Source organism: Kluyvera sp. CHPC 1.251 (assembly GCF_036759945.1).
Lineage (GTDB): Bacteria > Pseudomonadota > Gammaproteobacteria > Enterobacterales > Enterobacteriaceae > Kluyvera > Kluyvera sichuanensis.
The window spans coordinates 28,637-50,957 of record NZ_JAPKIC010000008.1 but is presented as its reverse complement, the minus strand read 5'-3'; the positions used below and the strand labels follow the sequence as shown (position 1 = coordinate 50,957).

At 53.0% G+C, this 22,321-nt stretch carries 14 protein-coding genes and 3 pseudogenes; 12 read left to right on the top strand and 5 right to left on the bottom strand.

Annotated features, from left to right (window positions below; genetic code table 11):
- Window positions 1-5 precede the first annotated feature (5 nt).
- Genes V6940_RS15945 through V6940_RS15910 form a run of 8 tightly spaced genes read left to right on the top strand, consistent with a single transcriptional unit; the run spans window position 6 to window position 12,852 of the window.
- On the top strand, window positions 6-3,074 hold the full coding sequence (locus V6940_RS15945; protein ID WP_040232067.1) for a virulence factor SrfB: 3,069 nt from the start codon (window positions 6-8) through the stop codon (window positions 3,072-3,074).
- The gene (locus V6940_RS15940; protein WP_047358975.1) at window positions 3,074-5,788 is read left to right on the top strand and encodes a putative virulence factor; all 2,715 of its coding nucleotides are present in this window, start codon (window positions 3,074-3,076) and stop codon (window positions 5,786-5,788) included. Before V6940_RS15945 ends, V6940_RS15940 begins: the two co-directional genes overlap by 1 nt.
- Window positions 5,782-6,801: a hypothetical protein gene (locus tag V6940_RS15935; RefSeq protein WP_040232063.1), complete on the top strand. Its 1,020-nt coding sequence runs from the start codon at window positions 5,782-5,784 to the stop codon at window positions 6,799-6,801. Before V6940_RS15940 ends, V6940_RS15935 begins: the two co-directional genes overlap by 7 nt.
- Window positions 6,798-8,765, top strand: a complete 1,968-nt coding sequence (locus V6940_RS15930) for a vWA domain-containing protein (RefSeq protein ID WP_040232062.1) — start codon at window positions 6,798-6,800, stop codon at window positions 8,763-8,765. The genes V6940_RS15935 and V6940_RS15930 overlap by 4 nt, the downstream gene beginning before the upstream one ends.
- Entirely contained in the window at window positions 8,765-9,490 is a 726-nt protein-coding gene (locus tag V6940_RS15925) for an ABC transporter ATP-binding protein (protein ID WP_047358974.1), read from the top strand. The genes V6940_RS15930 and V6940_RS15925 overlap by 1 nt, the downstream gene beginning before the upstream one ends.
- Window positions 9,480-10,694: an ABC transporter permease gene (locus V6940_RS15920; RefSeq protein ID WP_040232058.1), complete on the top strand. Its 1,215-nt coding sequence runs from the start codon at window positions 9,480-9,482 to the stop codon at window positions 10,692-10,694. The genes V6940_RS15925 and V6940_RS15920 overlap by 11 nt, the downstream gene beginning before the upstream one ends.
- Window positions 10,695-10,744: 50 nt before the next feature.
- Window positions 10,745-12,313, top strand: coding sequence for a formylglycine-generating enzyme family protein (locus V6940_RS15915; protein ID WP_047358973.1), 1,569 nt, complete (start codon window positions 10,745-10,747; stop codon window positions 12,311-12,313).
- Between the two features lie 35 nt (window positions 12,314-12,348).
- Window positions 12,349-12,852: a hypothetical protein gene (locus V6940_RS15910; protein WP_040232055.1), complete on the top strand. Its 504-nt coding sequence runs from the start codon at window positions 12,349-12,351 to the stop codon at window positions 12,850-12,852.
- A 59-nt stretch (window positions 12,853-12,911) separates the two neighbouring features.
- Here the strand turns inward: V6940_RS15910 and V6940_RS15905 are convergent, their stop codons facing one another.
- Complete coding sequence (locus V6940_RS15905; RefSeq protein WP_047363966.1) at window positions 12,912-13,367, bottom strand: IrmA family protein; 456 nt, start codon at window positions 13,365-13,367, stop codon at window positions 12,912-12,914.
- 533 nt (window positions 13,368-13,900) lie between these two features.
- On the opposite strand from V6940_RS15905, the pseudogene V6940_RS15900 reads away from it, so the two are divergent.
- A pseudogene (locus V6940_RS15900) lies at window positions 13,901-14,149 on the top strand (transposase); the annotation flags it as partial.
- Window positions 14,150-14,158: 9 nt separating this feature from the next.
- On the opposite strand, the gene V6940_RS15895 reads toward V6940_RS15900, so the two are convergent.
- Window positions 14,159-15,310, bottom strand: coding sequence for an IS30 family transposase (locus V6940_RS15895; protein ID WP_040063370.1), 1,152 nt, complete (start codon window positions 15,308-15,310; stop codon window positions 14,159-14,161).
- A gap of 64 nt (window positions 15,311-15,374) precedes the next feature.
- Here V6940_RS15895 and V6940_RS15890 point away from each other — a divergent pair.
- The 3 genes and pseudogenes from V6940_RS15890 to V6940_RS15880 all read left to right on the top strand — a co-directional run.
- Window positions 15,375-15,800: pseudogene (locus V6940_RS15890) on the top strand (IS3 family transposase); the annotation flags it as partial.
- A gap of 672 nt (window positions 15,801-16,472) precedes the next feature.
- Complete coding sequence (gene ltrA / locus V6940_RS15885) at window positions 16,473-17,981, top strand: group II intron reverse transcriptase/maturase (RefSeq protein ID WP_001189111.1); 1,509 nt, start codon at window positions 16,473-16,475, stop codon at window positions 17,979-17,981.
- A gap of 80 nt (window positions 17,982-18,061) precedes the next feature.
- Window positions 18,062-18,249 (top strand): annotated as a pseudogene (locus V6940_RS15880) (DDE-type integrase/transposase/recombinase); the annotation flags it as partial.
- A gap of 165 nt (window positions 18,250-18,414) precedes the next feature.
- On the opposite strand, the gene V6940_RS15875 reads toward V6940_RS15880, so the two are convergent.
- From V6940_RS15875 to V6940_RS15865, 3 genes are read right to left on the bottom strand one after another with little or no spacing between them, the layout of a single operon-like run.
- On the bottom strand, window positions 18,415-19,419 hold the full coding sequence (locus tag V6940_RS15875) for a LacI family DNA-binding transcriptional regulator (protein ID WP_003029591.1): 1,005 nt from the start codon (window positions 19,417-19,419) through the stop codon (window positions 18,415-18,417).
- A 29-nt stretch (window positions 19,420-19,448) separates the two neighbouring features.
- Window positions 19,449-20,849, bottom strand: a complete 1,401-nt coding sequence (locus V6940_RS15870; protein WP_040232051.1) for a sucrose-6-phosphate hydrolase — start codon at window positions 20,847-20,849, stop codon at window positions 19,449-19,451.
- On the bottom strand, window positions 20,849-22,219 hold the full coding sequence (locus tag V6940_RS15865; RefSeq protein WP_000345204.1) for a sucrose-specific PTS transporter subunit IIBC: 1,371 nt from the start codon (window positions 22,217-22,219) through the stop codon (window positions 20,849-20,851). Before V6940_RS15865 ends, V6940_RS15870 begins: the two co-directional genes overlap by 1 nt.
- Between the last annotated feature and the right edge of the window lie 102 nt (window positions 22,220-22,321).

The window sequence follows — 22,321 nt, the reverse complement described above, 5'->3', positions numbered from 1 at the left end:
TAACTATGTTGCCCGAGATTGTATCTTTTGATCGTCAAGTAACCCTGGTAGGCGACTCCGGGATCCAGTTTATGGATTTTGGTTTGTCTCCAGGACGTTTGCCCGCCGGTGAATTTGTTAAATTAGCCAATGGCGTATTGACCCGTTTAATCTACAACGAACAGCGTGATTACTATTTTTATCAGCCCAGCCCGGCAAATATCGAGAAGGCTAAAAGCCAGTACGATATTCCCGTTGAGCAGAGTCTTAAGCTGTTTGACGGGACATGGTTGCCGCTTCCCCTACTCCGTTTTAGCCCGCCTGACGTCTATCAGGAAGGGCCGCTAAACTGGGCGCGTTTTCGTATCGTCAAGCTGGACAAGCCTGATATGGATGGGCATAGCCATCGAATGACGTTGGCTATCGATACTCGCGTAATGGCCAAACAGCAGGCCGCCGCCGACCTCAGCCCGAACCAGGAAGATGTCAATGCCGGGGCAACCTTTGCGGTGGCGACAGCCACCTATGCCCTTAACTGGTATCTCACGCAAGAGTGGATTGTCGACTGGCTGAAAGAGGTATTTAAAGAGGCGAGCAAAGGCCGGGATATCGACGAACGCGAGCAGGAGCTTAACCAGCAGTATCCGCTGGCGCACTACCTTAACCTTCTTTCACTGATGGCGATTCCCGTCGAAGGTTTGCAAAGTCAGACCGCCCCCATCATTGAATTGCCGCATTTCAGGGTCATCGCCAATCGGGAAACTAACGCTATCAAGCCTATTCCCGTTGATTTGATCCTCGATGTCGGTAACTCACGCACCTGCGGTATTCTCATTGAAGATCATGGGCAATCAGGTTCAGGTATGCAGCACAACTATGTGCTCAAATTGCGCGATCTTAGCGCGCCGGAACATGTTTATACCGAACCCTTTGAAAGCCGGGTCGAATTTTCACAGGCCTTCTTCGGCAAAGATCACTGCTCGGTGCGTAGCGGCCGCCACGATGCCTTCCAGTGGCCGACGATCGCTCGTATCGGCGGAGAAGCGGGTCGTTTAGCGGCGCGCCGAAAAGGCAGCGAAGGTTCAACCGGCCTCTCCAGCCCTAAACGTTATCTTTGGGATGAAAAATATTACGGTCAGGGCTGGCGATTTAACGGTAGCTACGTGCAGGACAGTAATCCACTCGCCACCGCTGCGCCGTTCGCGAATCTGATCGATGAACGGGGCGAGGCGTTACACACCATCGAAGATGAGATGGATCGCATCCCGGTCTTTACGCCACGCTATTCTCGCAGTTCTCTGATGACCTTTATGCTCGCGGAAGTATTAACCCAGGCGATTAGTCAGATTAATAGCCCGGAACAGCGCATACGTCAGGGACACGCAGGTATTCCGCGTCAGCTACGCCATATTATTCTGACCGTGCCGCCCGGTATGCCGATGGCTGAACGTTGCGTACTGGATGACCGTATGCGTCAGGCGGTCGGTTTAGTCTGGAAAGCGCTACGCTGGCACAACGGCGAAAACGATCCTTATGAGGATGAGCAAGAAGATCATAGTCAGACAAACATTAAAATTCCGCTGCCAAAAATCAGGGTCGAGTGGGATGAAGCGTCCTGCGCGCAGTTGGTTTATCTCTACACCGAGATAAACCAAAACTTTGCCGGTCACCCGGAGTCGTTTTTCGACGCCCTTAGCCGACCCGACAGCACGCAACGTGAAAGAATATCCATCGCATCTATCGATATCGGCGGCGGCACCACCGATCTGGTCATCACCGATTATCATCTCGATCGCAATGGTCATAGTGGGGGCGGCGCTAACGTCCATATCATCCCGCAGCAGCGTTTTCGCGACAGTTTTAAAATTGCCGGCGACGATATTCTGCTAGATGTCATCCAGTCCTATGTGCTTCCAGCCTTTGAGCAGGCGCTGCGTGAAACGGGGGTCATATCCGTTGAGACGCTGATGTCTCAACTGTGCGGCTCGCAAAATATTAGCGCGGCGGAATCCGTGCTGCGCCAGCAGCTCACCCTGCAACTCTTCGTTCCCCTCGCGTTGCACATTCTGGGTAAATACGAGCAATTCGATCCGCTGGACGAGCAAACGCATATCGTGATTAACCAACGTGTCGGCGATCTACTGCCGGTAGGTTCTCTGCGTGATGAAGTCGAGGGCTTTGTTCGCCGCGAAGTACAAAAAGCTGGTGGCCCGACCGATTTCAAACTGGCTGAGGTAATGCTCACTCTGCCGCTCGCCAGAGTGCATAACGATTTGTGCTCGGGTAAGTTCAACATTGATAAAGTGCTAACCGCGCTGTGCGAAGTGCTGAGCTATTATCATTGCGACCTGCTACTGCTGACGGGCCGCCCTTCGCAGCTGCCGGGCATTCAGGCAATTATCCGTCGCAACCTGCCATTGCCGCCGGGGCGTATTTTACCGCTGCACGGTTATCAGACCGGCACCTGGTATCCGTTCCATAAAAATGGCCATATCGACGATCCGAAGAGCACCGCCTCCGTTGGCGCGATGCTCACACAGCTGTGCGCAAATCACAGCATTCCTAACTTCCATTTCCGTACCTCGGCGCTGAAGCCTTACTCAACGATTCGCCATATTGGCACCATTGATATGGATAACCTGATTCGCAGTGCCGATATCGTTTATCGCCATATCGAATCGGAGAACGGGCAGATAAAACTGCCGACATTCACCGACGAAAATGGCGAGAACACCACGCAAAGTATCATCATGCGTGGCGATTTGCGGCTGGGTTATCGTCAACTGGATGCCGAACGTTGGGCCGCCGCACCGCTTTATACCTTACGTTTTAGCGAAGAAGGCCGTAAGAAGTTTTCCGCCGCCTTCTCCGTGGATAACGGTTCACCGTACCTGAAAGTGAGACTGGCTATCGACAAAGGCAAACGGGCGCGCCAACTGGGCTTAATCAGCGATCGGCTGATGATTGCGGATATCACCAGCAACACCGATAAGTCATTCAGCAAGCGTGATGTAGATCTGGAACTCAATACTATGCCCGATACGGGGCTCATTGATAGCCGACACTGGCTCGATAGCGGGAGTGTTAAAAAATAATGAATAGCGATCAAAAATCTCTCACTCAGGGTTGGGCAGCTATCGCTCAGGGCTGTCAGGACGCACTTGGCTGGGTTGATGCAGTGCGTTCCGGTTCACGTCGCCTCGACAACGAGGCGGATAAACTCAACCTTAGCTTGCTCCGCACGCGTAACCAGGCCAATAGCCTGACGTTGGTCGCCAGAACGCCAATGACCGTCGGTTTTTTTGGCATTTCTCAGGCCGGGAAATCCTATCTCATCTCCGCGCTGGCAGCGGGCAGCAATGGTTCACTGGAAGCCCTTTATGGCGAACGGCGCGTCGACTTTATCAAAGAAGTGAATCCCGTCGGCGGCGGTAAAGAGGCCACCGGCCTGGTCACCCGCTTCACCCGCCAGGCCCCCGCTGCGCCTGCGGGCTATCCTGTGCCTCTGCGCCTGTTCAGTGAAATCGATCTGGCCAAAATTCTTGCAAACGCCTGGTTTAATGATTTCAACCACGAGCAGCTGAGCTTTCAACTTGATGAAGCCAGGGTTGAAGAGCGACTGCGCCCCTTCCTACAACTCGCCACACAAGCAAAAAGCTATAACGGCGTGAGCCAGGAAGATGTGGTTGCCTTATGGGATTACCTGAACGCCTCGTTCAGAAAATCGGTTGAAAAACTTGAACACGCCTATTGGCCGCAGGTGTTGAAAATTGCCCCTGCGCTGAGTCCTGGTGAACGCGCAGAGCTATTTTCTTTATTGTGGGGAGAACTGCCGGCCCTCACCGAGACCTATCGTTCATTAGCCAATGTGCTGACCAAACTCAATCATGCCCGGACGGTGTTCGCCCCGCTGGAGACGCTGATCGATCACAGTAATGGCAGCATTATGAACGTCGACAGCCTTAACCGGCTAGGCTCCAGCCAGGATCGCCACGTGGAGATCCGCTACTGGAAAGAGGAACAGCAAATCGGCAGCGCCAGCTTAACCCAGGCGGAACTGGCAGCGTTAACCACCGAGCTTATCTTCCCGTTAGCGGAAGTCGAGGCCGACAGCGTCGTGGAGCAGGTCGATCTGCTTGACTTCCCTGGGTATCGCGGGCGTCTTAAAATTACCGCACTGGAAGAGGCCGGTAGAGAGGGGCTTAATCCCATTTGCCAGCTTCTGCTGCGCGGTAAAGTCGCCTATCTGTTTGAACGTTACACCGATAATCAAGAGATGAACGCGCTGGTCGTGTGCGCCAGCTCCGCCAAACAGAGCGATGTTGCTGACGTCGGTCCGGTATTAAACCGCTGGGTAGAAAAAACGCAGGGTAAAAGCGCCGAAGAACGTCAGGGCCGTAACCCTGGGCTGTTCTGGGCCATCACCATGTGCGATATGCGCATCAACAGCAGTCTGCAACTCACCACCGAACAGTTAAAAGAAGGCTGGGAAGGTATGCTGCACATGACCTTGCTGGAGCGTTTCGCCCAATATGATTGGCTGCAGCAATGGGCGCCCGGCCAGGCGTTTAATAACTGTTTCCTGGTGCGAAAACCGGGGCTGGATAATCCGTTCATCGACCTAAAAGACGGTACAGAACAGGAGCGAAACAAGGAAGCGTGCATCACCGAGCGCTATCGCCAGAAGCTCGACGAAATGGGCAGCACCTTCATTAGCGCTAAAAACGTGCTGCAACACGTCACCGAGCCGAGCAAAGCCTGGCACGCGATGCTCGAGCTCAACGATGGCGGCATGGGACGCTTAACCAAAGCGCTGCGCGGCGTCGCGCATCTGGAATTCAAGCTGGCACGTTTGCAGCAACAACTTGAGCAGTGTCGCGAGGAGACCGGCAATCGCCGCCTGGGCCGCTGGTACGAAAAAGACGGCGACGGGCAGCTCGTGAAAAAACAGGCCATCGCGAAAGAGCTATGGCAGGGGCTGTCCGCCTGCTCCCACAGTATGGGAGAGCTAATTAATCGTCTGGATCTGCCGACGCAGGAGCTTAATAACATCTATTTAAGCATTCGCGACCGCAACCCGGAACCGTCAAGCGATGGCGACAGCCTGGCGGCAAACGCGTTTACCGCCAGCCCATTTGGCAACAACCCCTTCGGTGATAACCCGTTTGGCAGCGATCCATTCGCCGCCGCACCGGCTGAAATCGCCGTGGTTGACGCGCCAGCGTCAACTGCCCAGGAAAGAGTCGGCCAGGACGATGATTTCGCCCATCAGGCGTTTAAAGCCTGGGTCGCGCATCTGCGTGAACTGCCGCAGCAAGCGCCGCAGTGGCATCAGTTGGGGATGAACAGCGAACTGATTAATCATCTCAGCGAAGAATTGATCACCGCAGCCACGCGCCTCGATCTGGAAGGCACGCTGAAACGCGCGCTGGCGGGTCAGGAGCAAGCGGGTACGCGGCGTGAACATCTTATGGCACGCCAGGTTCTGCGAGCCCAACTGACTATGCGTGATTTTATCGCCTGGTTTGGTTATCTCACTCTACCGCCTGAAAAGGTGCCCAACAGCTACGTTGGCGATAAAAATAAAGTCTTCCTGCGCCAGAAACCGCTGATGAACGACGAGCTGCCGCAGCTCGCCGCCGTTGCGCCGCAGCCGGGTGTCTCTTATCTGGGAGACTGGCTATCCGCCCTGATGAGCGTCGTACTTGATAACGCTGGTCATAGCGCCACGCGCGATATTTCCGTCGAACATAATCGCCAACTTGGTCAGATTATCAGCCAATTAAAACAAGAGAACATGCCATGCTAGCTAAAATCATCGCCTGCCAACCGGCAGAGCCGGGTACCGCACAATTGATGGTTCGCCTGCGCGGCGAAACTGCGGTGCTGCCCGATCTGACCTTTACGCTTTGTAATAACGAGCAGAACTATCTGCAGCCCGATGGCAGCTGGAGCCCTGCACAGCACTGGTTTACTGTCAACGGCGGTTACTCCCTGGCCAACGGCAGCGGCTTTCGTATCGGCCCTACTCTACTTGACCCTTTGCTGGCAAACGCAAGCCAGGTCCAGATTCAGATCAAGCTGGCTTCAGGAGAAGTGCGCAATACCACCCTCCAATTGGTGCGTGATGAGTTGCTCTCTTCTGAAGCCAGGGGCGCGACGGGTAATTACAGCAGCAGCAGTATGCTGGCAACCCCAGAAACCGACTCCGCACCAGTAGCCATCGTAGAAGCGCCCGTCGCAGAATCTGAAACCATTGCGCCGACCATTCATGCCGAGCCGCAGCCGCAACAAAAACCTGCGGCTTCCCGCCTCCCGCTCATCATCGCCGCCATCCTGCTTTTAGTGGTGATTGCTGGCGCGCTTTGGTGGTTCATGGGCCGGGACAAAGGTCAGGAGGTGGTCCCGGCGGTACAAGCTCAGCAAGCCCCCGCCGCCGCCGCCCCTGAAGCGACGAACACCGAGCCTAAAGCCCCGGCTGGCTGTTCCGCACAGAGTTTAGACACGCTGAGCGAGCTTGAATTCGTGCAGACGTGCGTTCAGGAAAAACTCGATAGCGATAAACTGCTGGCCATTATCCAGTCAGCGAAAGAGGCGAAGAAATGCGGCGTCGCCCAGCGCCTGTACGCAAATCGCGCGCAGGGCGGCGATACCAAAATCGCCCTGATTTACGCCGGTGAGTATGATCCGAAATACCATCAGGCAAGCGAATGTTTCAAAGAGGCGGATAAAGATACCGCGGCCTATTGGTACGAAACGGTACTACAATCAGAACCCGAGAACCAAACGGCTAAGCAGCACCTTGAGGAGCTAGCAAAATGACCCGGACTTTTTTTTGCCGTCTGGCGCTGCCATTATGCGGCCTGTTGTTCAGCGGGCACCTCTTTGCCGCCGAGGGCGATAAACCGCTGCTTCAGGAAGGGAAGAAAACGCTATACCAGCGCATCCTGACGACGCCAGGCTGTAAGCTTAGCGACAACGCCGGGGATGAAAATGGGCAGCTTCAGCCTGCCTTTAGCAGCCTTTATGTTTATCAAAAGGAAGAGGCTAAGGGGCAAAGCTGGCTTAAAGTCGGGCCGGATAGCTATGGCAAAACCCTTGGCTGGTTGCCGAAATCCTGTACCGTAGACTGGAAAATGCAGCTGACGCTGGCGTTTACCAACCCGGCCAACCGCGATCGGTTACTCTTTTTCAAAGAGAAAGAAAGTCTGGATAACATTCTTTCTGCCCCCGATCCTGTCTCTCTGGTGGCGCCGCTGCGCGCCAAATTGAAGCGTGACGGCCACGCTGAAGGTATTCAGGCCCAGGAGCCGGAATATTTTGTCGATCTGCAAAAGCAATTTTATCTGCTGCCAATCCTGAGCGGCGAAGAGGTCATGACCGAAGATGGCTTCTATACGCGCCTGCTCAACGTGGCCTCCGTCAGCAAGGCGGATGATAACGCAGCGGCAAAACAAGATAACGACGTAAACCAGTTGAAAGGCTTTAACGCTTCGGTGGTGTTCGTTATCGATTCAACCATTTCAATGGGGCCGTATATTGAGCGCACTAAAGAGGCGGTCAATAAGATCTACGACAAAATTAAACAAGAGCATCTGGATGGGCAGGTCAAGTTTGGTTTGGTCTCTTATCGTTCAAATACCAAAGCCGTACCGGGACTTGAATATAACACCCGCATTTTCGCCGACCCTAACCAGGTCAAGGACGGCGCGGATTTTCTGCAGAAAGTCGCCGATCTTAAAGAAGCGAAGGTCTCAAGCTCTTTATACGACGAGGATGCCTATTCCGGCGTGTTATCAGCTATTGATGACATTGACTGGAGTCCATTCGGCGCCCGCTATATGGTGCTGATTACCGATGCTGGCGCGATTGAGGGCAGCAATAAACTTTCAGGAACCGGCCTTGATGCCAGCCAGCTCCGTCTGGAAGCCGGTAACCGCGGCATTGCTATTTATACGTTGCACCTGAAAACCGCCAGCGGCAAAGCAAACCATACCAAAGCCGAGGGCCAGTACCGCGATCTCTCCAATTTTGATAGCACGCAATCTAACCTTTATCAGGCGGTGAATGCAGGCGATATCAAAATGTTCGGTCAGCAGGTTGATGCCCTGGCGTCAGCCATTACGGAACAGGTGAAAGCCGCCTATATGGGGGATGCCGCCATTGGCAGCGCGCTGTATGCCAAAGATGAGGGGCAAAAGCTCACGGCGGAGCAGAAATTGCTCCAGGATACGGCGTTAATCGGGCATGCGATGCAGTTAGCCTATTTGGGCAAACGCAACAGCACCCAAGCCCCGTTGGTGTTCCAGGCCTGGATTAGCGATCGCGATCTGATTAAGCAGAACATCCCCACAACAGATGTTCGCGTGCTCTTAACCAAGGGACAGCTGAGCGATTTAAGCGATGCCGTCAGCCAGATTCTGAAAGCCGCTAATGAAGGGATGATCTCGCCCACTAAGATGTTTGAACAACTGCGCACCGTTGCGGCAACAATGGGGACCGATCCTAACCAGTTGAAACAGCAAGACAGCGCGAGCATCGGCGATCTTGGCGTGCTGGGCGAGTATCTGGCCGATCTTCCCTACAAAAGCGATGTGCTGAATCTCGATGAAGAAACGTGGAAAAGCTGGGATGGGCTGTCACAGGAGAAATTTATCCGCACACTGTCATCCAAGCTGCGTCACTATCAAAAATATAATGCAGATGTCGACCGTTGGGTCGAGCTGGCGCAAGGTAGCGATCCGCGCGATCGCGTGTATCCCATCCCACTGGAAATGATGCCCTGATGCTGCACATTGAAGACTTGTGCGTGGTTCGTGGTCAGGATCATCAGGCTCACCGTGTTTACCTGCCGCAGCTTTCGCTGCGGCCAGGCGAGGTGGTGGCGGTAACGGGTGAAAGCGGCTGCGGTAAAAGCACGCTTCTGGAAGCCATTGGTTTAGTGTTGCATCCCAGCAAAATTGGGCGTTTCACGCTCAGCAAAGGGGCACAGCAGCAGGATATTGCCGCGTTGCTTCTGGGCGAGCGACATAATACACTCGCTGCGATTCGGGCACGCGAACTTGGCTTTGTATTACAAAACGGTGGCCTCCTTCCCTACCTGAACGTCAAAGATAATATTCTCTTGCCGTGCCAGCTGCTGGGAGCCCGCCCTGACAGCACCATGCTGGATAGGGTCATCGACACGCTAAAACTGTCGCCACTACTGGCAAAATATCCTACCCAGCTCTCCTTTGGCGAACGGCAGCGCACCGCTTTTGCGCGCGCGATATTACATCGCCCGGCGCTGGTACTGGCAGATGAACCGACGGCGGCGCTCGATCCCTACAATGCCCAGAAATTATTTAGCCTGTTTATCGAACTAGTCCGTCAGGAAGACATGATGGCGCTGGTCGTTTGCCATGACTGGCCTCTGGTCAAACACTTCAATTTACCCTGTTTAGCTGCGCAGCCAGAATCGCTGACGGCGTCATCACAGAGCGAACGGGGAGGTACTTACTTTGTCCTTTAATCGTGCAAGACTGCTCGGTCGCCTTGCAATGCAAGACCTGTGGCACGATCGCATCATCTCTTTTTGCATCGTCTCCTCTCTTGTTGCGGTCATCGCCCCTTTACTGCTCCTTTTTGGCCTGCGCTTTGGCATTGTGAACCAGTTACAAAACGATCTGGCCAACGATCCCCGCAATCTGGAGATCCGCATGTTGAGCAGCGGAAGCTACGATCAGCACTGGATCACGCAGCTACGGCAGCGGCCTGATGTCGGCTTCGCCATCGGGCAAACGCGCTCGCTCAATACGCTGACTGACTTGCAGACGGACAGCACACATTTTATTGAAAATGCGGAAGTCATTCCGACAGAGGCTGGCGATCCTTTGCTCGGCACGCAGGTGCTCCATCATGACCATGAAGTTGTTATTACTCAGGAAGCGGCACGCAAGCTGGCGGTGAAAACCGGTGATACGCTCACGCTACGCGTGAGTCGTATGCTCGATGAACGCCGCGAATGGGGACGTAAGCGCGTGACCGTGGTGGGGATTTTGCCAGCCACCTATTTTAATCGCCCCGCTATCTTTACCCGCCCCGCGTTATTAATGGCTCTTGAACATTTTCGCGATGGCTATGCGGTAACAGCGTTAGGGGTCGCCAGCGGCGCTCAGCTTAACGGTAACGCGCCGCGCTACGCCCGCGCAAGGTTGTACGCACGCGATATTGACCATGTCGCCAGCCTTGAACGCGATTTGCGCGCCCAACGCATCGAAACTACCAGTCGGCTGGCGGATATTGAGAATGTAAAAAGCATTAACCGTGTGTTGGGCATCATCTTTAACACGATCGCCATCACCGCGCTCATTGGCTGTATCGCCTCGTTAATCGGCTCGTTTATCGCCAATGTCGATCGTAAACGTAAGCATATTGCTGTACTTCGTCTGCTGGGCTTCACGCGACCAGCCGTAGGCGTTTACGTCATTAGTCAGGGCACTTTGCTCAGCCTGATGGCCTATATAGGCGGTTTTGGCATCTATTTTTTAGCCAGCCAGATATTTAACCGGGCGCTGTCCACAAGCCAGGCCACCGGTCAGATGATTTGCAAGATAACGCCCTTACACGGCCTTATCGCCCTCTTACTGACGCTGGTTGTGGCGACGCTGGTTGCCGGTATCGGTGCCTGGCGCGCGATCCATATTGAACCTGCGCAGAGCCTGCGCGAGGCATAACCCTTATTTTTTTAATTTGCCCTAAGCATCTATTTTAGCGGAGATCGTTCATGGCCTTTACTCCTTCCACATTATCGCGCTGCCTGGCGCTAGCCCTGCTGGTGAAGATCTCCCCCGCGCTGGCAGAACCGTGGGCAGAGAAAACCTATAATCCGAAGCCGGATAGCGATGACGTGATTTTGCCTATGCCCTGCGAAGGTTCGATGGTATTTCGTCGGGTAGAAATTCCAGTAGCCGGTCCTCTGGATGATATTCCCATCACCTTAGGGGAAGATGGCAGTGAATGGGGCTTTGTGGAACACAGTTATCCCACGTTTATCGCCGGTAGCTTTACTGAAACGCCCCAAAATAAAGGCCGTTATTATTTAATGGCGAAATATGAGCTGACGGCATTGCAATATCAGGCATTAACTTCCGATACTTGCCCGACACCATCGCGTAAACTTAGCCTCCCTCAAACCAGCATCAGTTGGTTTGAGGCCGTTAATTTCTCCGATAAATATAACCAGTGGTTACGCGCAAACGCGCTCGACAAGCTGCCGAAAGAAGATAACAAGCCAGGTTTTTTACGACTGCCCACCGAAGTAGAGTGGGAGTTTGCCGCGCGCGGCGGTCTGAAAGTGGATACCGCACAGTTTCGTGATTCCCGTTATCCGATGGACGACATCAAAAATTATGAGTGGTATTCCGGTTCGCAGTCCTCAAACGGGAAACTTCAGCTCATCGGTCTGTTAAATCCTAACCCGCTCGGCCTGTACGATATGTTAGGCAACGTCTCTGAGATGATGTTTACCCCCTTCTACCTCAATAAAATTAATCGATTGCATGGCCAGGCTGGCGGTTTTGTGGTGCGTGGCGGCAGCGTGATGTCCAGTGAGTCGGATATCCGCAGCGCTAGCCGTAAAGAAATTAACTATTACGATAATGCCCAGCCTTTTACCAGTAAAACAATGGGCCTGCGGTTGGTGCTGGTTTCCCAGGCAATTACCTCAACGGACCGGGTCAAACTTCTTGAGAAAAACTGGTCGACTCTCGGTGATGATAAAACGGGCGCAGAGAGCAGCAAATCCGGGTCCAATGATACGGCGAAAGCGTTAGGTAGCCTGGCTTCTGGCGTTGAAGACGGCGAGCTGAAGAAAAAGCTGAAAGATCTGGAAAACCAACTTCGTGCCAGCAACCAGCAGCAGCAAGAAGAAAGAGCACAGTCTATCCGCGCCAGCCTGAATCTGGGCTCTTTTCTCTGTACCAAATTACAGGACGATGGTCGTTTCCTTGACTTCCTCAATCACAATTATGAGCTGCTGTGCAAAGATAAAGACAGCAGCGATGCCAACTGTGCCATCCGCAAAAATAAGCTGGCGGAACAAACCGATCGTCTACAGCAGCTAACGAGCTACTACGCCAGCAGTCTGGTGGATTCCGGCACCCTGTATGGGCAAGCAGGGCTAAAAGGCGAAGTGAACGTGTTCAATCAGATGCTGACGCTGAATAAACGTCTTTCCGGTCTTAAGCCGTTCCTCGCTGCTCATTGGCAGAATCAGCAAAAATACCTAGCGAACGGCAAAATTGATACAGCTGGCTGGCTGGATACCTGCAAACAAGTAAAGAACGGCCACTAATCTTAAACATGTCAGTTTATAAAGGAGTAAGGAACGTGAAATTAACTCTACGAATTGCAGCGTTGACCATTGTCTGTATGTCACTCAGCCAGACAGCTTTAGCTGCGTCTTACAGTGCGGAGGATCAGGAACAATTAACGCTGGAATGCCTGCTCACCAATAATAAATACGCCAGCGCCTTTATTGCGCAGGATAGCGCGGGATATGCCCTGGGAACCCAGTCTGCTCCGACTGCTGAGCTGAATCTTGTCACTAATCAACCGGGGGTTAACGCCTACTATAATTCTCAGATGATCGCCGGTGGCTCGCTTTACTGGATACGTGTCGTCAAAGGCCCCTATGAATATATTGTTTACGATAAAGAGCAGCACGGCGATATGTCAGGTGTGGTTGTCACAAAAAAAGGGAAAAGAATCTTCCACAAAGATTGCAAGGAACCTATCAAGGTGGGTACACAAAACGATGGCAGCATCTTTAGCCGAGTTGCGCAAGAAGATACAGAAGGCGATCGTATTATCGATTTAATCAACAAAGCATAAACGCTTATTTCGTCGTAATGGGGATGTATATCTATCATCCCCATAGAAGGCAGCTAAAGCTATCCGCTTTTTTGTACGCTCATTTTTAATGGTTGATAATATTGCGGATCAAACATCGACAGTGGCAGAGCATGGACTGAACCATCCGAAGACGTTTCCTCAACGTGGGTAATCACGATGTTGGCTGTATTTTCAACCGCATCACAGCTGAATTCAGTTGCCGAAAGGGTTGAGCGAGTTGCACTGCTATCGCCAAACGGCTGAACATCAAGAGTTCCTTTTTCCAGAACGGCTCCCGATTTATCAGTTAATTGTAAGCTGACTGTCAGGTTATTGAATGTCCCATCACCGCCGTTACCCAGCCGGAATACCAAAGAACACACGCCCTGCACCCAACTGCTATCCGTATTACGAATACTAATATACCGATGGTCATTCTCCGCACTCACTGCGGGGCCAACCATGCCGCCACAAAGTACGGCCAGCAATAAGCTGCATAATGTTTTCTTAATCATAATCTTCTACGCCCTCATTCCTCACGCCGCCTCACAAAATTCTGTTCTCTTCCCCGATACGTATGTCGGTTTTAGCCTATTTCAGTGCCAACTCAATCTGTTCTATTGCTTTCTAAGCATATTGTAATGAGCTATATGGTTAAAAAATAGTAATACACTAAACAAACTAGCACTTCAATTTAAAAGCGTTACTCACGAAAAAAAATTAGAGCGATAATTAGTTCGTTAAAAATAATAACATTACAAAATTAGTAATATCTATTCTTTCTTGTTGCTTGTAGAAAAAACAGCCTAATCAATAGACCCTATGCAAAATTCATTGAGATGGACCATTTTAGTATATGAACGGTTTTGCTAACGTCATTAATCGTTATTATATAAAACGTTGTTTTGTTTTCCTACGTATACCTAATGCGGAATATAAGGAAATAGCATTCTATAAAGATATTGGTGAAGAATAATTAATGAGTTGAATCGCCACGGGTTTAACAGACACCTCAGAGTCATTTAAGATGGCTTAAAGAGAGGTGCCCATGAGCGGTAAGCGTTATCCCGAAGAGTTTAAAACTGAAGCAGTCAAACAGGTTGTCGATCGCGGTTATTCTGTTGCCAGCGTTGCAACACGTCTCGATATCACCACTCACAGCCTTTACGCCTGGATAAAGAAGTACGGTCCGGATTCTTCCGCTAATAAAGAACAGTCAGTTGCTCAGACCGAGATCCGCCGTCTCCAGAAAGAGCTGAAGCGGGTTACCGACGAACGGGACATATTAAAAAAAGCCGTTGTAGATTCAATCTGTCAACGCAACACTCCTTTCAATTATCTCTTTCGGTGTTTTGAACTTCAGTGTCTTTCTTGGCCTGTTGTTTAGCTGAGTTGCGACTTTATCCAGCTCATGTTGAGTATATTGGGCAAGGCAGGTTTTTTTGGGAAAGTACTGTCGGATTAATCCATTAGTGTTTTCGTTTGTTCCTCGCTGCCAGGGACTCTGAGGATCGCAGAAGTAAACTTTAACGCCCGTGCTACCAGTAAATTCCAGATGCCTAGCCAGCTCCATTCCTCTGTCCCATGTCAGTGATTGCCGGAGTTCAGGTGGCAAGCTCAGGAATTTTTCTGTAAGAGCCTGATTCACTGAGAAAGCGTCTTTTCCTCTGAGTTTCAGGATGATCGTATAACGTGATTTTCGGTCTACAAGTGTGGCGATATGCGAGTTTTTTGTACCTGACACCAAATCGCCTTCCCAGTGCCCCAGAGAGCGTCTGTTATCGATATGCCGCGAACGTTCGTGGATTGGCGTTCCGTTTACTATGTTGATGGTGCCTCTTTCACCTTTACGAGTATGGCGTCTGCCATGACGTAGGCTGTGCGATCGGCGCAGATGCTGTACATTCAGGTGGTGTAGCGCTTCACGACTACGAAAATACAGCGTTTTATAAATTGTCTCTGGCGATATTCTCAGTGTTTTTTGACGCGGCTTCGTTCGTCTTAACCATCCTGATATTTGCTCTGGCGACCACTTCATCTCCAGCTTTTCCAGAACAAGCTCTCGCAACGGTAAATTCTGATCCAGTAAGCACGGTTTTGGTCTTCTCGCCATCCTGTTGGCCCGGTTATTAGCATCTACAGCTTTGTAATAGCGCCTGCCTCGATTGCGCTGAACTTCACGTGAGATCGTCGAAGGACTACGATTTAGTGCAGTAGCTATCGCACGAATGCTCATTTTGGCTGACAAACCGGCTCGTATTTCTTCGCGCTCAGATAGCGTCAGGTGAGCCACAGCCCGCTTGCGCTCATTGGGTTTTATACCGCCAGTATCCCTTAACATAGTGAAGATGGTTCCTGGTTTCGAACCCAGGATATTAGCTATCTCGCTGAAGCCTGTTCCGTTCTTCCACAGTTCAAAAACAGATGCTTTTTCCTTTGCTGTAAATGTCCGTCTCATCCAAAGATCCTCCGCAACCTCATGTTTTCACATAACTGTTGCGCTGACCAATTGAATCTACAACCGCGCTCTTGATGTCAGACTCCCTGAACAGTTCTCATTAATCAGGAAACTCAGAGCGCAGTATCCTGTGGTCACACTTTGCCACGTGTTCGGGGTTCATCGCAGCAGCTACAAATACTGGGGAAAAAGCCCCGAAAAGCCAGACGGCATGCGAGCTGTGTTACGCAGTCAGGTTCTGGAACTGCATAACATCAGCCATGGCTCTGCTGGCGCAAGAAGTATCGCGATTATGGCAACCCTGAAAGGCTTCAGAATGGGACGCTGGCTTGCCGGAAGGCTCATGAAAGAACCGGGTCTGGTGAGTTGTCAGCAGCCTACCCACCGGTATAAACGTGGTGGTCATGAACACACCGCTATCCCGAATCGCCTTGAGCGACAGTTTGCAGTGACAGAACCGAATCAGGTGTGGTGCGGCGATGTGACGTATAGTGTGCCCGGAGTTCAGGGCGGGCATGGATGCTTAAATGAACCGCGAGTCTGTCTGGAATATTGAACCGGTAACTCACGATGAGAAACCCAACAATCCCACCGGGTGTGACGGTGGAGAACCTGAGCGGCAGTGACCTGCGGCATGCCCGCAGGGTGATGTAACCCGCTGACAACGGGGATTGAGGCGAGATCACTAAGCCGAGATGATCCTCAAGGTTAAGTACTGAAAGGCTGAAGAACATGAACCCGTTAATCCGCCTCTGTGGGTTGAAAACGTCACCACGGCCTACGTGATCTGACAGGCCGTGCAGGAGGAACTGGCAGTGATACGTAAGCACTGCCGGTCGAAGGTGTTTTGACATGTATGCGAAACACCGGGGCAGCAGCGTCTATCACGCTTGCGTTGCTGACTTCTGCCAACTTGCGGCAAGCAAGGATAAAGAGTGCGACGGGCAGCCTCCTCAGTATGCCTGAGTCCAGGCAGGTAAACCGGGGAAGGTCAGCGACGGATGTTAAGGGGGCATGGCTCCGATGACGCGCTGGCTGGCGGAGCTTCCGTAGTAGTCCGCGATGGGGAAAGCCCATTACATGGCGAAGGGAAGCAGTTTGAATGTGTTTGCGACGTGAATTAACTGACCTAACGAGGTGAAGACCTTTGATAATCAGCGAAATGCAACGCAAGCTTGCCACATGGGCAGCCACCGATCCGTCCCTACGGATTCAACGGCTGCTGCGTCTGATAACACAACCAGAATGGCTGGCTGAAGCGGCGCGGATCACGCTTTCATCAAAGGGGGCGCATACCCCCGGCGTTGATGGCGTGAACAAAACAATGCTACAGGCCAGACTGGCTGTTGAGCTGCAAATCCTCAGGGATGAATTACTCTCAGGCCACTACCAGCCCTTGCCCGCCAGACGGGTTTACATCCCTAAAAGCAACGGCAAACTGCGACCACTGGGTATCCCCGCGTTGCGGGATCGTATTGTTCAGCGGGCCATGCTGATGGCGATGGAGCCGATATGGGAGAGTGATTTTCATACGCTCTCATATGGCTTCCGGCCTGAGCGCAGTGTCCACCACGCGATCCGCACGGTGAAATTACAGCTCACAGACTGCGGTGAAACCCGGGGACGCTGGGTGATTGAAGGCGACCTGTCCAGTTACTTCGACACCGTACATCATCGACTGCTGATGAAGGCTGTACGCCGCAGGATCAGTGACGCACGTTTCATGACTCTGCTGTGGAAAACCATCAAGGCGGGACATATCGATGTCGGTCTCTTTCGGGCGGCCAGTGAAGGTGTGCCACAGGGCGGTGTTATATCGCCGCTATTATCGAACATCATGCTGAATGAGTTCGATCAATACCTGCATGAGCGCTACCTGAGCGGGAAAGCCAGAAAAGATCGGTGGTACTGGAATAACAGTATCCAACGGGGCCGAAGTACGGCGGTCAGAGAAAACTGGCAGTGGAAACCCGCGGTGGCGTACTGCCGCTATGCCGATGATTTTGTCCTCATCGTCAAAGGCACCAAAGCACAGGCGGAAGCCATCAGGGAGGAGTGTCGGGGTGTGCTCGAAGGCAGTCTGAAACTCAGGCTGAACATGGATAAGACTAAAATCACCCATGTTAATGACGGCTTTATCTTTCTGGGGCACAGGATCATTCGCAAACGCAGTCGTTATGGCGAGATGCGAGTGGTCTCAACGATCCCGCAGGAGAAAGCCAGAAACTTCGCCGCATCGCTGACAGCACTGTTATCAGGCAACTACAGTGAAAGCAAAGTCGATATGGCTGAACAACTCAACCGAAAACTGAAAGGCTGGGCCATGTTCTATCAGTTCGTTGATTTTAAGGCCAAAGTCTTCAGTTATATCGACCGTGTCGTGTTCTGGAAGCTGGCTCACTGGCTGGCCCGCAAATACCGTACAGGTATCGCTTCCCTGATGAGGTGGTGGTGTAAATCACCGAAACCGGGTCAGAGCAAAACGTGGGTTTTATTTGGTAAAACCAATCACGGCAAGCTCAGCGGCGAAATACTGTACCGGTTGGTGGGGCAAGGCAAGAAGCTGTTCCGCTGGCGGCTACCCGAAGGTAATCCCTATCTGAGGACGGAGACCAGAAACACGTATACATCGCGCTTTACAGAAGTGGCAATGGCGTTCGCCAGCATTTAAATGGAGAGCCGGATGCGCTGAAAGGTGCACGTCCGGTTCGGGGAGGAGAGGCAGGGAAATAGTCCGACTACGCCCTGCCTCTTACTCTACTCTGGACAGGCAAGCGTTGGGCTTACCTTGCTGTTGTTCTCGATCTGTTCGCAAGGAAACCTGAGGGTTGGGCAATGTCATTCTCACCGGACAGCAAGCTGACATCAAAGCGCTGGAAATTGCGTGGGAAGCTCGCGGTAAACCCGCCGGAGTGATGTTCCACAGTGACAGTAATAATGCCGGTGTCAGTCTTTACCACCACTCAGTTTGCCGTTTAAACCGATTGGTGTGATTACTGATGCAGTGAAGACCTATCCGCATCACATCACTACAAATATTGATTTTTGATTGTTGGATTCGCACCAGATTTCACCTCTGTAGGGTATTCAAAAATGCTCAGTTATTACTGATGCCTAAACTGCAGCGTTGCGGGCAGGTAGCGTTGTAGCGTTTCGGGCGTATCGCCCTCGATCAATTGGCTTATCAGATCATAGCAGTGCCAGGCCAACTGGCGGTTATCCTGCTGTACGGTATCGATACGCAGCGACAGCGAATCATAAAGATAGTGATCGTCAAAGCTCGTCAGATGGATATCTGAGTCGAGTAAATGGTGCTGGCTCATATAGCGCAGTACCCCTTCGAGCAGTCCACAGGCGGCAGTGAACAGCGCCTTAGGCGGCCGCCCAAGTCGCGCGCAGAGTGCGGCGAACATCTCATAGCCTGAGCTCGGGTGGTAGTTACCGTTAATCACCCATTCCGGGCGCAGTGCAATACCCGCCTGAGCCAAACCCTGCGTGAAGCCGGTCAGACGATCGCGTGAAGGCGACAGACGCGACTGACCGCCTAAAAACCAGAACTCATCGCTATGCTTAGGTGCAATGCGGGAAATCAGTTCCGCCGTTGGGGTAATCGAATCAGTCATCACCAGCGGCAGCAGGCTTTCATTAGGACAACGGTCAAACAGCACTACTGGCAGTTGTTGGCTGAGCTTAAGATAGTCGGCATCGTTGTGCATACATGAAGCGACGATCAGACCGTCAACCTGGCGGGAAATCATGTTATTGACCACCACGCTCTCCTGACCGGGGTTTTCATCAGTACAAGAGATCAATAGCTGGACGCCTGCTTCGCGGCACAGCATTTCCAGCTCATGTGAAAAGACCGCAAAGCCGTGGTTGGTGATCTCCGGCACCACCAGTCCGATGGTGTGGCTGCGGTTGTCGCGCAGCGAGCGGGCGTGAATGCTTGGCTGATAGTGCTGCTCACGGGCAATCGCCAGTACTCGCTCACGCGTTTCCTGCGCCACACGCAGCTCCTTACCACGACCGTTCAGTACTAGGCTGGCGGTCGCTTTTGAGACGCCAGCCTGTTCGGCGATATCTTTAATGGTTACGCGTTTAGTTTTCATTACGACGCCATGAGCTTGAGGCAAAACGCTTATTCTACCATGCAAGTTCGCAGCGGCCAGTAGCAGAATGCGTCCGGTGTGATGCCGGAGAACATTAGCTGCCCTGAACAGGCCGGGAAGTAGCGGCAGCTCATCACTCCTTCGCCGCCGTTGATGAAAATCTCCACGCTAGACTGGTCGATGAAAATATGCAGCGAGCGGACGTCTCCGCGCCAGTAACGATAATGCTTCTCGTCGCTGGCCAGACTGGGTCGGGCCAGGCGGATCCCGCTGGCATCGCGTTCAAGGGTTAATGCGCCGTCAAAATCGAGGCTCAAAATATCGTCCCCAGTGGTTTGTAGAACGATTTCCATCGGTGCCAGCGGCAGGGAGTTCCCTGCCCAGCCGTGCGCTTCGCCGCGCAGGGCGCTCAGCTCTCGTAGAGGACGTTGGTATAGCTGACCATCGATAAACTCCAGCTCACGCAGGCAGGTCATCTGATGGATCCAGCCGTTGGTGAGGGTCGGTTGAAGCATCTCTTCGCCCTCCGGCACGCCCATCCAGCCGACCAGCAGACGGCGGCCATCACTGGTAAGCATGGTTTGCGGGGCGTAGAACTCAAACCCTGCGTCCAATTCGTGCAGTTCGCCATGCTCGAAGGCCGCGCGGTGGTAGTCGAAATCGCCGCTCATCCACACTGCCGGGTAGGTGTTGAGATAGCGCTCTTTCTCACGAGGCACGCCCTGCGGGCAGCAAATCAGGACATGCTGGTCGCCGAGGGCAAACAGGTCCGGGCATTCCCACATATAGCCCGCGTCGTCCAGGCCATTGATGCCATAACCGGCGATTTCGCCCTGACTCGTCCACTCATGAAGGTCCGCTGAGCTGAATAACAACACCTTGCCACGCTTTTGCAAATCCTGTGCGCCCAGCACCATGTACCAGCGACCTTCGTGCTGCCAGACTTTCGGGTCACGCACGTGGCCGGTATAGCCCTCCGGCAGCGGTAATACCGGGCCGAGTTTGGTAAACGTGCCGTCGGCATTTTCCGTCGCCAGGCACTGCCACGCGGTTCGGCTGCCGTCGTCAAATTTTACGTTGCCGGTATAGCACAGGGTGAGCGTGCCCTGACTATCCACGGCGCTGCCGGAGTAGCAGCCGTTGCGGTCATACTCTTCATCCGGCATGAGCGCGATCGGCTCATGTTGCCAGTGCAGCAGGTCGGCAGAGCTCCAGTGCCCCCAGCACTTGAACTTATGATCGCAGGCGAGCGGGTTCCACTGATAAAACAGGTGATAACGTCCGGCAAATTCAATAAAGCCGTTGGGATCGTTCATCAGCCCGGTCACCGGCGCATGGTGCCAGCGGGGATAGTGGCTGTCGGTCAGCGCGCGCGGCTGGCCCTGCATAACAGCCTGCAAAATCGCAGGCAGGCGTGATGGATGTGACATTATTCAGCGTCCGTTTTGTATTTCAGTACCAGGGAGACGACAAAGGCGACGCCAAAGGCGATAACCATCCCGATAATGTAGTTCAGCAGCGAGCTGGCCTGCACGATAGCCATGCCAGGGATAGCCGTCAGGCCCACCGCGGTCATGTAAACATGCATGGATACCACCCACGCGCCGCCCACCGCGCCGCCAATCAGGGCTGCGATAAACGGTTTTACAAAGCGTAAGTTAATACCAAAAATCGCCGCTTCGGTGATGCCGAGCATGGCAGAAAACGCCGAGGGCAGGGTAATGGCTTTGATTTTGGCATCTTTCGTTTTGAACCACACCGCCAGACAAGCACCGCCCTGAGCGACGTTGGCCATCGCCCAAATCGGCAGCAGGAAGTTGACGCCGATGGATGGGTTGCCCAGCAGTCCCGCTTCGATGGCGTGGAAGCTGTGGTGAATACCGGTAATGACGATAACCGAATAGAGACCGCCAAACAGCAGTCCGGCCAGCCAACCGGCGTGGGTAATCAGGGTGCTGAGGACAAACGAAATACCGTCGCCAAGCGCGCGACCAGCCGGGCCGATAATCAGCAGGGCGATAAAACCGGAAATGATCACCGTCAGGAACGGCGTCAGGATCAGATCCAGTGCATCGGGGATCACGCGACGTAGCTGTTTCTCAACGATGCTCATAAACCACACCGCCAGCAGCACCGGGAACACCGTGCCCTGATAGCCGATCATGGCAATCTCAAGGCCGAAGAAGTTCATGGTGTGGAAACCGGCGGCCACACCCCAGGCGTTGGTGAGCGCCGGGTGAGTCAGGATGCCGCCAAGCGTCGCGCCAAGATAAGGATTACCACCGAACTCGCGGGCGGCGGTGAAGCCAATCAGAATCGGCAGAATAATAAACGCCGCTGAGCTGCACATATCCAGCATGATGTAGATGGCGTTACCCGGGTCGACCCAGCCGTACGTTTTAACCATCCCCAGAAGGCCCATCAACAGGCCGGAGGCGACGATAGCCGGGATGATCGGCACAAAGATGTTCGACAACAGGCGGGCAATGCGCTGGAAAGGATTCAGTTTTTTCGCCGCAATGTCGGCAGCTTCCGATTTGCTGGATTCGCCAATCCCTGCCGCCTGGATAAAGGCGGCGTAGACTTTGTTCACCACCCCGGTGCCGAAGATAATCTGCATCTGTCCGGCGTTACGGAAACAGCCCTTCACCCCATCAATTTTGCCGATGGCCTGCTGATCGGCCAGTGAGTCATCGACCAGCACCAGGCGCAGGCGTGTGGCACAGTGCGCGGCGCTGGCGATATTTTCCTTGCCTCCCAGAAGCGGAAGTAGCGAGCGGGAAATCTGTTCAAAATCCATAGTACCCTCTGAATGCGTATTGATTTTCGAGTTGTCGTCCCGTGGTAGCCGGGGCGCATTCTCTTCGTTGTTATTGTGTCCGGGGCGACGAAACGTATTTTG

Excerpts from the sequence above, each read along its gene's own strand:
- V6940_RS15915 (WP_047358973.1), top strand. The coding sequence starts at position 10,745 with ATGGCCTTTACTCCTTCCACATTATCGCGCTGCCTGGCGCTAGCCCTG.
- V6940_RS15870 (WP_040232051.1), bottom strand. The coding sequence starts at position 20,849 with ATGTCACATCCATCACGCCTGCCTGCGATTTTGCAGGCTGTTATGCAG.
- V6940_RS15935 (WP_040232063.1), top strand. The coding sequence starts at position 5,782 with ATGCTAGCTAAAATCATCGCCTGCCAACCGGCAGAGCCGGGTACCGCA.
- V6940_RS15895 (WP_040063370.1), bottom strand. The coding sequence starts at position 15,310 with ATGAGACGGACATTTACAGCAAAGGAAAAAGCATCTGTTTTTGAACTG.
- V6940_RS15940 (WP_047358975.1), top strand. The coding sequence starts at position 3,074 with ATGAATAGCGATCAAAAATCTCTCACTCAGGGTTGGGCAGCTATCGCT.
- V6940_RS15925 (WP_047358974.1), top strand. The coding sequence starts at position 8,765 with ATGCTGCACATTGAAGACTTGTGCGTGGTTCGTGGTCAGGATCATCAG.
- V6940_RS15945 (WP_040232067.1), top strand. The coding sequence starts at position 6 with ATGTTGCCCGAGATTGTATCTTTTGATCGTCAAGTAACCCTGGTAGGC.
- V6940_RS15875 (WP_003029591.1), bottom strand. The coding sequence starts at position 19,419 with ATGAAAACTAAACGCGTAACCATTAAAGATATCGCCGAACAGGCTGGC.
- V6940_RS15930 (WP_040232062.1), top strand. The coding sequence starts at position 6,798 with ATGACCCGGACTTTTTTTTGCCGTCTGGCGCTGCCATTATGCGGCCTG.
- V6940_RS15905 (WP_047363966.1), bottom strand. The coding sequence starts at position 13,367 with ATGATTAAGAAAACATTATGCAGCTTATTGCTGGCCGTACTTTGTGGC.
- ltrA (WP_001189111.1), top strand. The coding sequence starts at position 16,473 with ATGCAACGCAAGCTTGCCACATGGGCAGCCACCGATCCGTCCCTACGG.
- V6940_RS15865 (WP_000345204.1), bottom strand. The coding sequence starts at position 22,219 with ATGGATTTTGAACAGATTTCCCGCTCGCTACTTCCGCTTCTGGGAGGC.